Source organism: Mesorhizobium atlanticum (assembly GCF_003289965.1).
Taxonomy (GTDB): Bacteria; Pseudomonadota; Alphaproteobacteria; order Rhizobiales; family Rhizobiaceae; genus Mesorhizobium; species Mesorhizobium atlanticum.
The window spans coordinates 793,322-806,752 of the sequence record NZ_QMBQ01000002.1 but is presented as its reverse complement, the minus strand read 5'-3'; the positions used below and the strand labels follow the sequence as shown (position 1 = coordinate 806,752).

Sequence of the window (13,431 nt, the reverse complement as noted above, 5' to 3'; positions counted from 1 at the left end):
GCGACTATCGGGACTACGGCGCGGCTTCGCAACAGCCGCGCCGGTCCCGGCTTCAGCCGCCTCCTAGCCGAGCGAACTGATGATCTCGCGATAGGCGAATTCCGGAAACGCCTTCAATGTCCGCGTCCGCACGCTGCCACCGGACGACAGCATGAGAGCAAAGCGCGCCAGCACCGCGTCGTCAGGCGCTTCGACGACTGCCACCATGTCGCATTCGCCCATGGTGAGATAGAACGCCTTGAACGACCCGCCCATATCCCCCAGTTGCTTCTTGGCGGCATCGAGCCGCTTCGGCGACTCTCGCACATTCCTGGCGCCCTGCTCGGTCCAGTTGAGAAGCAAGATGTAAGTCGTCATGGCACACCTCCCATCGGAGCGGGGTGGCCGGGGCATCCGGCCAACCGTCCGGAAATGCGTTCGACATTGAGTATCCTACCGCCTGCCGTTCCCGGCAAGCGCGGATGGAAACGAAAAAGGGCGCCGGAGGGCGCCCTTTCGATCTCGTATGGTTGCGTTTGCGCTCAGCTGTCGAGGAAGCTTCTCAGCTTACGGCTCCTGCTCGGATGCTTGAGCTTGCGCAGCGCCTTGGCTTCGATCTGGCGGATACGCTCGCGCGTCACCGAGAACTGCTGGCCGACTTCCTCAAGCGTGTGGTCGGTGTTCATGCCGATGCCGAAGCGCATGCGCAGAACGCGCTCCTCGCGCGGCGTCAGCGAAGCAAGCACCCGCGTGGTGGTCTCGCGCAGGTTAGCCTGGATCGCCGCGTCGATCGGCAGGATCGCCATCTTGTCCTCGATGAAGTCGCCGAGATGCGAATCCTCCTCGTCGCCGACCGGCGTTTCGAGCGAGATCGGCTCCTTGGCGATCTTCAAGACCTTGCGCACCTTTTCCAGCGGCATAGCGAGCTTTTCCGCCAGTTCCTCTGGGGTCGGCTCGCGGCCGATCTCGTGCAGCATCTGGCGCGAGGTGCGCACGATCTTGTTGATCGTCTCGATCATGTGCACCGGAATGCGGATGGTGCGCGCCTGGTCGGCGATCGAGCGGGTGATGGCCTGCCGTATCCACCAGGTGGCGTAGGTCGAGAACTTGTAGCCGCGGCGGTATTCGAACTTATCGACCGCCTTCATCAGGCCGATATTGCCTTCCTGGATGAGATCCAGGAACTGCAGGCCGCGGTTGGTGTATTTCTTGGCGATGGAGATGACGAGACGCAGGTTCGCCTCGACCATTTCCTTCTTGGCGATCGCGGCCTCGCGCTCGCCCTTCTGCACCTGGTTCACGATCTTGCGGAATTCCAGGATCGAGATCGCCGTTTCGGTGGCGAGGTTCTGGATCTCGGCGCGCAGCTCCTTGATCGCGTCCTTCTCGTTCTTGGTGAATTCCTTCCAGCCGCGCGAGGTCAGGTTGGCGATCGAGCGGGTCCAGTTTGGATCGAGCTCCGAGCCCTGGTACTCCTTGAGGAATTCCTCACGGCGCACGCCATAGCTTTCGGCCAGACGCAAAAGCTTGCCCTCGTTCTGCACTAGGCGCTTGTTGATGTCATAGAGCTGCTCGACCAGCGCTTCGATGCGCGCGGCATTGAGCGACAGCGACTTCACCGCCTTGATCAGCTGGTCCTTCAGCTCCTTGAGCCTGCGGTCCTGGCTGGGCGAGAGCGTGCCGGCGGCGGCCAGGCGGTTCTCGACCTGCTGATCCTGCAGCTTGCGGAGCTTCTTGTAGGTGTCGGCGATGACGTCGAGCGTCTCCATCACCTGCGGGCGCAGTTCCGCTTCCATCGCGGCCAGCGACAGGCTGGCCTCGTCCTCGTCGTCTTCCTCTTCCTCCAGCCCGCGCGTATCGCCGCCGACATTGGTGATGTCGTCTTCTTCCTCGCGTGCCGCCGCGCGGCCGCGCGGCTTCTCTTCGGGCTTGGCCGCTTCCTCGACGCGTTCGACCACCGGCGCCTGCTTGGCCTCCGGGCCGGCATAGGTCGCCTCGAGGTCGATGATCTCGCGCAGCAGGATCTTCGATTCGTTGAGCTCGTCGCGCCAGATGATGATGGCCTGGAAGGTCAGCGGGCTTTCGCACAGACCCGCGATCATCGTCTCGCGGCCGGCCTCGATACGCTTGGCGATGGCGATTTCGCCCTCGCGCGACAGAAGCTCGACCGAACCCATTTCGCGCAGATACATGCGCACCGGGTCGTCGGTGCGATCGGTCGGCTCTTTCTTGGTCGTCGTGGCGGCCACGGCGGTGCCGGTCTGCTCGGCAAGCTCGTTGGCGTCTTCCTCGCTGTCGCCGGCGGGCTCGGCCTCGGCCTCTTCGCCCTGCTCGTCATCCTCGACGACGTTGATGCCCATGTCACTGAGCATCGCATTGATGTCTTCGATGCGGTCCGGATCCGTCTCTTCCGAGGGCAGCACCGCGTTGAGCTCGTCGAGCGTGACATAGCCGCGTTTCTTCGCGGCCTTGATCATCTTCTTGACAGCATCGTCGGAAAGGTCGAGCAGAGGGCCATCGGTGGCGCCTTCGCGTTCGGTCTCGACCTCTTCCTTTTCCTTTGTCGCCATTCTTTGTCGTCTCCAAGCGGCCCAATATCGAGGCCGCGTAAACTGTCGGACCGGTTACGCCGGATGTGCTCCTACCGGAGTTTTTTTACCGGCCCGGCAACCGCGTCATCTCTTTTGTTTTGTGCATCTCGTTGCCCCAAACCGGTTTCCACTTTTGGGCGACATGCATTAAGTCCAGATTAACCCTGATATCTGGAGCAGGCATTTTGCCTGTCCAGCCGTCGCCGGCACCTCACATCGCTCAAATTTCCCGCCGATGCCGGGGCACGGTTAACGTTTCGAATCGTCCTGATTCCGCCAATCTGCCAGAAGGTCAAGCGCCTCTGGCATGATTCGCATGAAAAAAGCGAATCAATTACCCGACTTAGAGGCGTCGATTCGACGCGCTGCGCATTTCCACTTCACTTCCAATGGGTGGTGTCCGGCCCTAAACGCGGCCAACCCTGCCCGACGAAACGCCGAACCCTTCGATCAGCGCTTCCGTTGCCTGCACATCGTTGAATTGCGCTTGAATCTCGACGAGATGCCGGAAGTTTTCGTCCGAAGGGTCTGCATCGAGCGCCGCCTGCGCCTGTTTCAGCTCTCTATGTAAGGTGCGGGCGCTGCGCTGCAAGTGCATCGCCTGGTTGAAGGCGTCGCGGGCATCGTCGAGCGCGGCGGTCTCCAGCGCCGGCCATTGCCGCGCGCGCTTGATCAACTCCACCGCCCGCTCCCAGATGGCGCCGCATCGGGCGCGCTCGATGGTGGCGATGACCGCGCCGCGCTCGTCGGCCGCGTCATGCGCCATGGCGTCGAGGATGGCCGCGTGGAGCTTGCGCAAATCAGAATTGGCCAGGTCGAGGAATTCGACATGCGCGAAATTCTCGTCGATCAGCGCCGGATGGTTGACCAGCGCCACGATGATCGTCGCCTCACGCACGGACATGCCTTCGCCGCCGCGCTTGACCAGCGCCGACTGGCCGAGGCTTTCGGTGATCGCGATGCGGCCGCTTCCGCCCTTGGCGAACTGCCCGCCGGGCGCCGCGGCCTTGCCCTGGCCGCGCTCCCCCGGCCGGCCGCCATCCTGGCGACCCTGCCTGGTGTCGCGCTGGGTGCCGAAAAAGCTCCGCACCCGTTCGCGCATCACCTGTTGATATTCGTAGCGCACACTCTCGTCGCGGATACGGCTGGCGAGCTCATTCAGCCTCTTTCCCAACTCGGCGCGACGTTCCGGCGTTTCGAAGACGCCGCCGGCGGTCTCGCGCATCCACAGGAGATCGACAAGCGGCCGCGCCTCCGAAAGCACCGCCCGGAACGCATCCGGCCCATCGGCCTTGACCAGATCATCGGGGTCCTTGCCTTCCGGCAGCAGCGCGAACCGTGCCGAGCGTCCTGCCTGCACCGAAGGCAGGGCCAGATCCGCGGCACGCCATGCCGCTTTCAACCCGGCCTTGTCGCCGTCGAAGCACAGCACCGGCTCCGGCGCCATGCGCCACAGAAGCTCGAGCTGGTTTTCGGTGAGCGCCGTGCCGAGCGGCGCCACGGCATTCTCGAAGCCGGCCTGGGCCAGGGCGATGACGTCCATATAGCCTTCGACCGCGATCACCGTGCCGCCCTTGGCGAGTGCCTTGCGGGCGCGGGCGAAGTTGTAGAGCACGTTGCCCTTGTGAAAGAGCTCTGTCTCCGGCGAGTTCATGTATTTGGCCAAGGCATCGGGCGCCAACGCCCGCCCGCCGAAGGCGATGATCTTGCCGCGCGAATCCGGGATCGGGAACATGATGCGGTCGCGGAACCAGTCATAGGAGACCGGAATGTCGTCGCCATGCCGCACCAGCCCACAGGCTTCGATATCGGCCTTCGGCACGCCCTTGGCGGCAAGATGCTCCTTGAGCGCGTTGCGGCTGTCGGGCGCATAGCCCAGCCGGAAGGATTGCTGCGTCGCCGGTGTCAACCCGCGGTCGCGCAGATAGGCGCGTGCCTTGGCGCCGTCGGCGCTCTGCAGCCGCTCCTGGAAGAAGAGGGTCGCCATCTCCATGACGTCGGTCAGGCTGGCGCGTTCCTTCTCGCGCCGCTCTTCCCGTTCATCACGCACCGGCATCGGCACGCCGGCCATCTCGGCGACCTTTTCGACCGCCTCGGGAAAACTCATGCCGTCGAGCTCCGTGAGGAACTTGAAGTGATCGCCCGAAACCGAGCAGCCGAAGCAGTGGTAGCGGCCCTTCTTGTCCTCACAGTGGAAGGATGGGCTTTTCTCTCCATGGAACGGGCAGCAGGCCCAATAGTCGCCGCGTGACGTGTTGGTCTTCTTCCTGTCCCACGAGACGCGCTGGCCGATGACCTGAGAAATCGGCACGCGGTCGCGTATCTCGTCGAGGAAGGCGGGCGGAAAGCGCATCGGAGAAACTCGTTTGCCCTCCATATAATCAAGCCGCCCGGGCACGGCGACTCTGTCCGGCGCATCGTACCCGCTTTTCACAGACGAAAAGAAGGCGGCCGAGGCGGCCGCCTTCTTTCCGCACTAGCGGTTGTCGCGGATCAATGCGCGGCGATCGCGCCGAAGATGATGCCGGACAGGATGCTGACCAGCACATAGTCGTTGCCGACGCGGATCCACTCCTGGCCGGGGCCGGGGCGGCGCAGGCCATAGCGGTTCCAGTCGCGGATCGGCTGATGGCGCTTCCAGTTGGAATATTTCTGGCCGTTGCGCCAATGGCTGCGCTTCACGACGACCTTCTTCTTCACGACCCGCTTGTCGACATGCCTGCCGGGCTTCTGCCAGTCGACCTGGGTGTAGTTCGACTGCGGCGCGCTCGGCTGGGCGAGTGGCGCGGCCTGGCCCGAGAGGGCCGAGGCGGCCAGCATCGAGGCGGTGACGGCGCAAAGTATGAGACGCTTCATGGTCGGTACTCCTTGTTGTCGATAGGCAGAGGGATACCGGCCGACGGATGAACCGAAACTGAATGTTTGAATTACAATTCTGTAATGGTTTCCGATGCTTGCGCCGACTGCCTCAACAACGGTTCGGATTGCGCTCGGCCTCGCGGCCGAGCAACGCTTCATTCCGGGCGAAGCGCCGCCGCAACACGCATGCAACCAATGCTTCCTCCGTTCATTTCCGACATGGTCCGTCGAGCCGAGACGATCGTCGCATCACAAAATCTATTACCCGGCTAATCTTAATTGATGTATTTCCAGGCCTCGTGATGGCTAAGATTCGTACGTCTCTCCGCGCCGCCAGAGCCACCCCGCGGGGTGGGCTGTGAGCGGCTCCGTCGTCCTCCTGCACCTTGCCGGCGCGGTGGCGCTGATGCTGTTCGCCACCCGCATGGTGAAGACTGGCGTCGAGCGGGCCTATGGCGACGTGCTGCGCCACAGGCTGCGCGCCACCATGCGCAATCCGATCATGGCGGTGCTGGCCGGCTGCGGGCTGTCAATCGCGCTGCAGAGCTCAACCGCGGTGACGCTGCTGGTCGGCTCCTTCGCCGGCGCCGGCATCGTTTCGGGCGCCGCCGGCCAATTGGCAGTGCGCGGCGCCGAGATCGGTTCGGCACTGGTGGTCAAGCTGCTTACCTTCGATCTGACGCTGCTGGTGCCGCTCTGCCTGATCGCGGGAACGGTCATGTTCATGGCCACGGAGCGGCGAGACTGGCGGCAGTTAGGCCGTATCCTGATCGGCATCGGCCTCTTGATCCTGTCGCTGGAGATGATCGGGCAGGCGTCGGAACCGTTGCGCCAGAGCTCGCTGATGCCGCTGATCATCAGCTATTTCTCCGGCGATTTCGTCACGGCCTATCTGCTTGCAGCGCTGGTCACCTGGCTCTTCCATTCCTCGATCGCCGCCGTGCTGCTTCTGGTGACGCTGGCGGGGCGCGGCTTCATCCCTCCGGAGCTCGGCATCGTGCTGGTGCTTGGCGTCAATCTCGGTTCCTCCGTTATCGCGCCCTTGCTCACCCGCAATGCCGATCCGGGCATTCGCGTCGTGCCGATCGGCAACCTCTTGATGCGCGGCATGGGATCGCTGTTGATGCTGATCCTGTTCATGACCGTGAAGCCGCCGATCGGCTTCCTTGGCGCCACGGTCCCCGACCAGATCGTAAACGCGCACATCCTGTTCAATGTGGTTATCCTGCTCGCCGGCCTGCCACTTGCCGGTCTTGTCTACCGCGTTTCCGAGAAGATCGTGGCTGTCGGCGCCAAGCCGGACCCGGCGGCGGAGCTCGACGTCATCGAACTTTCGGCGCTGAACGACAGTGCTCTCGACACGCCGAGCCAGGCTTTGGCCAACGCAACGCGCGAAGTGGTGCGGGTCTGCGAGACGGTCGAGATCATGCTGAAGCGCATCATCGAGCTCTACGAGGATGCCGATCCCGCCAAGATCAAGGCGCTTGCCGCGCTCGACGACCGCGTCGATAGGAAGCACGCCGCGATCAAGCTCTATCTCGCCAAGATCACCAGGAATCCGCTGACCGAGGACGAGGCGTTGCGGTGCCAGGAGCTGATCGGCGCCTGCGTCAAGCTGGAGCAGGTCGGCGACATCATCGTGCGCAACATGCTGGTGCATGTCAGGAAGAAGCTGGAGCGCGGCCTGGAGTTCACACCGGAAGGCTGGCAGGAGCTTTGCGCCTTCCATTCCTCCGTGCTGGCCAATGCTCGGCTCGCCTTCAATGTGCTGGTCTCGCGCGACCCCGAGACCGCGCGCCAGCTGGTGTTGGAAAAGGATCTTTTGCGAGAGCGCGAGAAGGAAACCAGCGCCAGCCATTTCCTGCGCCTGCGCGAAGGCACCGCCAAGAGCGTCGAGACGAGCTCGATCCACCTCGACACCATCCGCGACCTCAAGCAGATCAACTCGCTGCTGGCCTCGATCGCCTACCCGGTGCTCGAGGAGCGCGGCCTGCTCGGCGGCTCGCGGCTGAAGGCCAGCTAGCCCAACGCTCAAGAAAAGCTAAAGTGGCGTCGACAATTTCTGCATTGCCGCGCCCGCCCGGGCGTGGTTTGAGGCGTGTATTCCTCGCATATGTTTGAATCATGCTGCCGCTGATTGCCCTTTTCCTTGCCGCCTTCGCCTTCGGCACCACCGAATTCGTCATCGCCGGCGTGCTGCCGGAGGTGGCGCAGGGTCTCGGCGTTTCGGTGCCGACCGCCGGCTATCTCGTCTCCGGCTATGCCTGCGGCATAGCCGTCGGCGGCCCGCTGCTGGCGCTCGCGACCAGCAATGTCTCGCGCAAGTCGCTGCTGATCGGGCTGACCATCGCCTTCACAATCGGCCAGGTGGCCTGCGCGCTGGCGCCCGATTTCACCGCGATGCTTCTGCTGCGTATTGCGACCGCCGTGGCGCATGGCTGTTATTTCGGTGTCGCCATGGTGGTGGCCGTCAGCCTGGTGCGCGAGGACCAGCGCGGCCGGGCGGTCGCGATCATTCTCGCGGGGCTGACGGTTTCCAATGTCATCGGCGTGCCGGCCGGCACCGCGATCGGCAGCCTGTGGGGCTGGCGCGCGACCTTCTGGGTGATGGGCGCGCTCGGCCTCGTCGCGATCCTCGCCATGCTGGCGCTGCTGCCGCGAACAGCTGGCGCCGCCAACCGGCCAGCCGGCCTGGCGCGCGAGGTTCGTGTGCTCGGCCGCCAGCAGGTTTGGACCTCGCTGATCCTGATGCTGATGCTGATGATCGGCCAGTTTGGGCTGTTCACCTACATCACGCCGTTGCTGCTCGAAGTAACCGGCCTCGACGAGAGCCTGATTCCATGGGTGCTGCTGCTCAATGGCGTCGGCGCCACGATCGGCGTCCTGGTCGGCGGCAAGCTCGCCGACTGGAAGCTGATGCCCTCGCTGATCGTCATGCTCGCCCTGCAGGCGGTGGCGCTCGGCGTCGTCCATCTTGTCAGCCCCTACCCGGTGCCGATGATCGTCGCCATCGTCATCTGGGGCGGTCTCAACTTCGCCATCGGCGCGCCGATCCAGACGCGCATCCTGGCCTGGACGGCCGACGCCTCGAACCTTGCTTCCGCGTTGATCCCGTCCGGCTTCAATGTCGGCATCGCGCTCGCCGCGTCGCTGGGTGCTGCGATGCTCAATGCCGGCTACGGCTATCGCAGCCTGCCGCTCGCCGGCGCCCTGGCCATGCTGGTGGCGGTGGTGGTGGCTGTCGGCTCGCAAGCCTGGGAATGGCGCAGCCGCGCGACGCCGCCGCTGCCGGCCGCGGCCGAATAGCTGGCGTCAGACCTTCGGTCGCGAGGAGCCTGGCGCTCCCGAAAGAATGGAAGCCAGGCTTTGCAGGCCTTCCTTCAGCCGTTCGCGGTTGGGGGTGGCGCCCAGCGCCAGGCGCAAGCCATTGGCGAAGTCCGGCCCGACGGCAAACTCTTCCGCGGGGCTGATGGCCAACCCGCGACGGCGAGCAGTATCGGCGAGTTCGGCCGAGCGCAATTCGCTCTTCAGCGGATACCAAAGATGCAGGCCGGCATCCGTTGCGGTGAAACCCTTGGCGAGGATGTTGCGGGCAATCTCTTGCCTGGCCTGCGCTTCGGCACGCACGCCGGCGGTGATCTCCCCGGCAAGGCCGCTTCTCAGCCACTCGCAGGCGAGGCCAGTCATCAGCGGCGGCGCCATCATCGTCGTGCCGCGTATCGCTGCCGCTATCCGTTCGGCGGCTTGCGCGTCGGGCGCCGCCAGGAAAGCCGTGCGCAGGAAAGGCGAGATGCATTTCGCCAATGTCGCGACATGGAAGGTCCGCTCCGGCGCCAGGGTCAGGAACGCCGGCGGCGGCGCGGCGAGCAACCTTCTGTAGGGATCGTCCTCGACGATGGTCAGCCCGAGCTTGTCGGCCATGCGGGCGAGTTCGCGCCGTCTGGCTTCGGGCATGACGGATGCGGTCGGATTTTGCAGCGTCGGATTGAGGTAGAGGACGCGGGCGCCATGCCGTCGCGCCGCCTCTTCGAGATCGTCCGGCCGCATGCCTTCGTCATCGTCTCCGACGGCGGCGAGCTTGCGTCGCGTCGCCCCGGCCAGCCCGATCAGCCCGGGATAGGTGAGCGCATCGGCAAGGATCGTGTCGTCCTCGCGCGTCTCTGACAGGACGACGGCCGTGAGCAGTGCCTGCGCGCCGGAACCGACGATGACCCTGTCGACCGGCAGCCTGTCCCCCGCTGCGGCAAGCCATGAGGAGCCGGCGGCGCGCTCCGCGGGCGAACCTGGGCCGGGATGATAGGAAAGCAGCGCTTCCGCGCTGGAGCGCTTGAGCAGCCCTTCGACACCCGTCCTGATCAGTCCCGGCAGGTTGATGCCCGCGGGCGCCGGCGGAATGTTCATGCTGAGATCGAGGACGGGCTCTTCCGGTTCGCCCGGCGTGACGAAGGTGCCTCGGCCCGCCGTCGCGTCGATCAGGTTCCTCCGCCTGGCTTCGGAAAACGCCCGCGTGACGGTCGTAAGGTCGACCCCGAGCAGTCGGGCAAGCTCCCGTTGCGGCGGCAACCTGTCGCCCGGCTGCAACCGGCCGTTCGAGCGGGCATCTGCCAAGGCATCGACGATCTTGAGATAGACCGGTCCGGGCCACGCCTCCAAATCCGGGAGCCAGCTGATGTCACCTGCACCGGTCACTTATCGCTAATCCATACATTTTGTCGCATTGTCTGCATACAAGAATGATATATGTATGTATCCAAGATCTCAAGGTTGGCTTGGCCTCACGCGAGATCCACTGGAGCGACGATCATCATGGAAGACCTTGCGCATTATCCACCCCTGGTGCCCTGGCAGGTGGGAATCCGGGGCCGCTGCCCGCGTTGCGGTGAGGGCCACCTGTTCGAGGGATTCTTGAAACTGGCGCCGAAATGTGATGTCTGCGGGCTCGACTATTCCTTTGCCGATCCCGCCGACGGCCCGGCTTTTTTCGTCATCTGCTTTGCCTGTGTGCCTTCGGTGCTGTTCGCCGTCTGGGCGCAGGTGACTTTCGAGCCCTCCATGTGGTTCCACGCCTTCGTTTCGATCCCGATCGTTCTCGCGACCTGCATTCCGCCGCTCAGGCCGCTCAAAGGCTGGCTCGTGGCGAGCCAGTTTTACCACAAGGCGGAAGAAGGAAGGCTGGCCAGGCCCGGCGAGTGACCTGGGCTCGGTTTCGATCGTGGTTCGTCTCGATTCCGTGTCCGTCGACATTAAAGTTAAGGTCGAGACCGGCATGACCGCCGCGTGGATCGCTCTCAAGTCGCCTGGAACCGGATCTCGCCCTTGTTCAGGAAACAGGCTTTGTCGAACAGTGACAGGTCGAGCGGGTTCGGCAGTCGGATATCGCCCATATCCGGGAATGGTTTTCGAGCGGGATCAAACGCCCTGTCGACCTGGGAGATGAAGACCAGCACCAGCCCGCGTTCCCGGGCGAACGACCTCAGCGCGCGTATCTGGACCATGAGCTCAGGATTGTCCCGCTTCTGGTCGAGCAGCTGCAAATAGTCGATCACCGCCAGCGTGCCGCGCGGCGCCGACCGCAACGCCTCGATGATGTAGGCGGCGCTGATGGCGTAGGAATTGTCGAACTCGAACAGATGGTCGAAATCGGCAGGGTCGGCGCCGATGTCCCGGAACCGATTGAGGATGTCGGCATGCATATATTCCAGGGTGAAGAACACGGCGCGATTGCCTTGCTTCATGGCCGCCACGGCAAGTTCGAGGCTCATCAGGGTCTTGCCCTGGCCCGGCCGCGCCGCCACGAGGACCATGTCGCCGGGCAGAAGCCGCTCCAGTAGGCTGTCGGCGGGCGTCGCCTCGGCGGCTTTGGCTGCAAGCAGGCTCCAGCTGGCAAAGCCCTCCTTGGCGGCCATGCGGTCAAGCGCCTCGTGGAGCGGGACTTTTTCCCGGCGGGACAGAAGCCTCGCCCGGCGTTTCAGTTGATAGACGGGTGCGGAAAGCCGCATCGAAAAACCTCCTGCCACGAGCAGTCTTGGCAACCCCTCCTTATGCGTGGCTCGAACAGTTGGCTGGTGATGGACTGCCCTGCATGAACGATGCTTCCCGATGGAGGGAGGAGGCGTGGGCGCGCCGGGAATCAGATGATAGCTCAATCGAAGCGGACGGAAAATCCGACCTCCAAAAGGCGTCGCTAAACTAGAAGTGTTTCGCCGATGCGTGCGAGACCTTCTATGATCGGCCCGGGTGATTCACGGGTACGAGACATTTCGACAGGAGGGGCAAAACGGTGCGGTTGAGATCTGTTCCGCGGGGTGTGGCCATCTTTTGCCTTGTCGCAATCCTGGCCGCGCTGACGGCATCGGTCAGCTCATTTGCCGCCTTGCGGCCATCCAACATCCCAGACTGGCTGCAGCGTCATGTCGGCGACGGCGAGGGCCAGATCTCTGAGGTCGTGCTGGAGCGGGCGCGCGCGCTCTACCAGAAGAAAGTCAGCGACGGTTCGGTCAGCAACCCCTGCTATTTCGCCATGGATGCCACGCGCCCCGGCGACTTGGGCAACAGCGTGCTTGGCCAGCGTTACTACATCATCTGCGAAGCCAAGCAGCTCTTCCGCGCCGTTTCCTCGGGCCATGGCGGCGGCCGCAACCTGAAAGGCGTCGCCGATTTCTCCAACGGCAGGCGTTGCGCGAAGAACTTCGGCAACGCGATGGATTCCGAGCTGACGGCCGGCGGCGCCTATATGACGGCGGAGACCAAGACCTCGTTCAAGGGCTACTACCGCGTCGGCGCGCAGAACGCGGTGTTCATGCGCACCTTCATCCAGTTCGACGGCGAAGGCGAGACGGCGAACGCCAGGCAGCGCGTCATCGGCGGGCATCCGGCGGCCATCCTGAAGGGCTTGTGCATGCGCAAGAACCCGCAAAGCTCTTACGCCGACCACGACGGCTTTGTGCCCTACGGCAAGCTGGTGAATTACGCCGGCGGCCGCAGCAATGGCTGCACCAGCTGGTCGCCGGCCGATGCCGAGCAGATCATCCCCCTGGTGAAGGACAGCCCGACGACGCTCTACATCTATCCGGAATCGCGCGACATCGCCGCCGTCGCCCGCGCCAAGTCCAGTGGCCAGGCGCTCTCAGCCGCGGGAGCCTATTGGAACGCCTCCTGCCTGAAGGAGATCGGCACGCCCAAATTCTGGCCGAAGAAGACGCTGGAGCCGATCATCGCGCAATACAGGAAGGACCATCCGGCGCCGCCGCCGCAGCCGGTGCCGATCTGCAAGGACTGAAGCAATTCCAGGAAAAGTGTGTAACGGTTTTCCGGCCGGAATTGCGAAAAACAGGGAGATAGAGCGGTTCGCCGGTTCCCTGAAACGGCGAAACGCTCTGAGGCTGTCGTCTACTGCAGCAGCCCCTTGATGATGGCGCTCGCCTTGGCGAAGTCCATCTGGCCGGCATATTTCTGCTTCAGCGCGCCGATCACCTTGCCCATGTCCTTCTGGCTGGCGGCGCCCGTCGCCGCGATCGCCTCGCGCGCCGCAGCCGTGATCGCCGCGTCGTCGAGCTGCGTCGGCAGGAATTCGCGGATGATCTCCATCTCGCCGCGTTCCTGCGCCGCCAGTTCCGGCCGCTTGCCGTCTTCGAAAGCCTTGGCCGATTCCTCGCGCTGCTTCACCATCTTGGCGAGGATCTGCAGGATCTCCTCCTCGCTCGCCGGTGGCTTGCCGGCGCCGCGATTGGCGATGTCGCGGTCGTGGATGGCGGCCTGGATCAGCCGCAGCGTCGGCAGACGGTGCTTGTCCTGCGCCTTCATCGCGCTCTTCATGGATTCGGCGATTTTCTCGCGCATCGTGCTTCTCCTTCGAATGCGGCGGACAATAGCTTTGCCGAACGGGCAAGGCAAATTCCGGCAAGCCGCTGATATTGCTGGACGAATGGAAAACAGAGCTGGCTGGCGGTGTCCGCATTGACCGTTCGGGTGCCTTCGCCTATGTACTCGGTCCTGCATGAGA

General features: G+C 64.0%; 11 protein-coding genes. 4 read left to right on the top strand and 7 right to left on the bottom strand.

Going from position 1 to position 13,431, the window contains the following annotated elements:
- Positions 1-63: 63 nt before the first annotated feature.
- From DPM35_RS08910 to DPM35_RS08895, 4 genes are all read right to left on the bottom strand, one after another.
- Positions 64-357, bottom strand: a complete 294-nt coding sequence (locus DPM35_RS08910) for a GYD domain-containing protein (protein WP_112126880.1) — start codon at positions 355-357, stop codon at positions 64-66.
- A gap of 164 nt (positions 358-521) precedes the next feature.
- Positions 522-2,549, bottom strand: coding sequence for an RNA polymerase sigma factor RpoD (gene rpoD, locus DPM35_RS08905; RefSeq protein ID WP_112126879.1), 2,028 nt, complete (start codon positions 2,547-2,549; stop codon positions 522-524).
- Positions 2,550-2,976: 427 nt separating this feature from the next.
- Positions 2,977-4,923, bottom strand: a complete 1,947-nt coding sequence (gene dnaG, locus DPM35_RS08900) for a DNA primase (protein WP_112126878.1) — start codon at positions 4,921-4,923, stop codon at positions 2,977-2,979.
- 140 nt (positions 4,924-5,063) lie between these two features.
- Positions 5,064-5,426 carry an RcnB family protein gene (locus DPM35_RS08895; RefSeq protein ID WP_112126877.1) on the bottom strand — a complete coding sequence of 121 codons (363 nt, stop codon included), beginning with the start codon at positions 5,424-5,426 and terminating at the stop codon, positions 5,064-5,066.
- Between the two features lie 361 nt (positions 5,427-5,787).
- On the opposite strand from DPM35_RS08895, the gene DPM35_RS08890 reads away from it, so the two are divergent.
- Complete coding sequence (locus DPM35_RS08890) at positions 5,788-7,452, top strand: Na/Pi cotransporter family protein (protein WP_112126876.1); 1,665 nt, start codon at positions 5,788-5,790, stop codon at positions 7,450-7,452.
- 98 nt (positions 7,453-7,550) lie between these two features.
- Positions 7,551-8,735 carry an MFS transporter gene (locus DPM35_RS08885; protein ID WP_112126875.1) on the top strand — a complete coding sequence of 395 codons (1,185 nt, stop codon included), beginning with the start codon at positions 7,551-7,553 and terminating at the stop codon, positions 8,733-8,735.
- A gap of 6 nt (positions 8,736-8,741) precedes the next feature.
- Here DPM35_RS08885 and DPM35_RS08880 read toward each other — a convergent pair whose 3' ends face one another.
- Positions 8,742-10,118 (bottom strand): aminotransferase-like domain-containing protein, encoded by a 1,377-nt coding sequence (locus DPM35_RS08880; RefSeq protein WP_112126874.1) that lies wholly within the window; start codon positions 10,116-10,118, stop codon positions 8,742-8,744.
- A gap of 117 nt (positions 10,119-10,235) precedes the next feature.
- Here DPM35_RS08880 and DPM35_RS08875 point away from each other — a divergent pair, with 117 nt between their 5' ends.
- A complete protein-coding gene (locus DPM35_RS08875; protein WP_112126873.1) occupies positions 10,236-10,622 on the top strand; it encodes a DUF983 domain-containing protein in 387 nt (128 codons plus the stop codon).
- Between the two features lie 95 nt (positions 10,623-10,717).
- Here DPM35_RS08875 and DPM35_RS08870 read toward each other — a convergent pair whose 3' ends face one another.
- Positions 10,718-11,428 carry a DNA helicase gene (locus DPM35_RS08870; RefSeq protein ID WP_112126872.1) on the bottom strand — a complete coding sequence of 237 codons (711 nt, stop codon included), beginning with the start codon at positions 11,426-11,428 and terminating at the stop codon, positions 10,718-10,720.
- A gap of 281 nt (positions 11,429-11,709) precedes the next feature.
- Here DPM35_RS08870 and DPM35_RS08865 point away from each other — a divergent pair, with 281 nt between their 5' ends.
- Positions 11,710-12,708 (top strand): hypothetical protein, encoded by a 999-nt coding sequence (locus DPM35_RS08865; protein WP_112126871.1) that lies wholly within the window; start codon positions 11,710-11,712, stop codon positions 12,706-12,708.
- A 110-nt stretch (positions 12,709-12,818) separates the two neighbouring features.
- Here DPM35_RS08865 and DPM35_RS08860 read toward each other — a convergent pair whose 3' ends face one another.
- Complete coding sequence (locus tag DPM35_RS08860; protein WP_112126870.1) at positions 12,819-13,268, bottom strand: GatB/YqeY domain-containing protein; 450 nt, start codon at positions 13,266-13,268, stop codon at positions 12,819-12,821.
- Positions 13,269-13,431 lie beyond the last annotated feature (163 nt).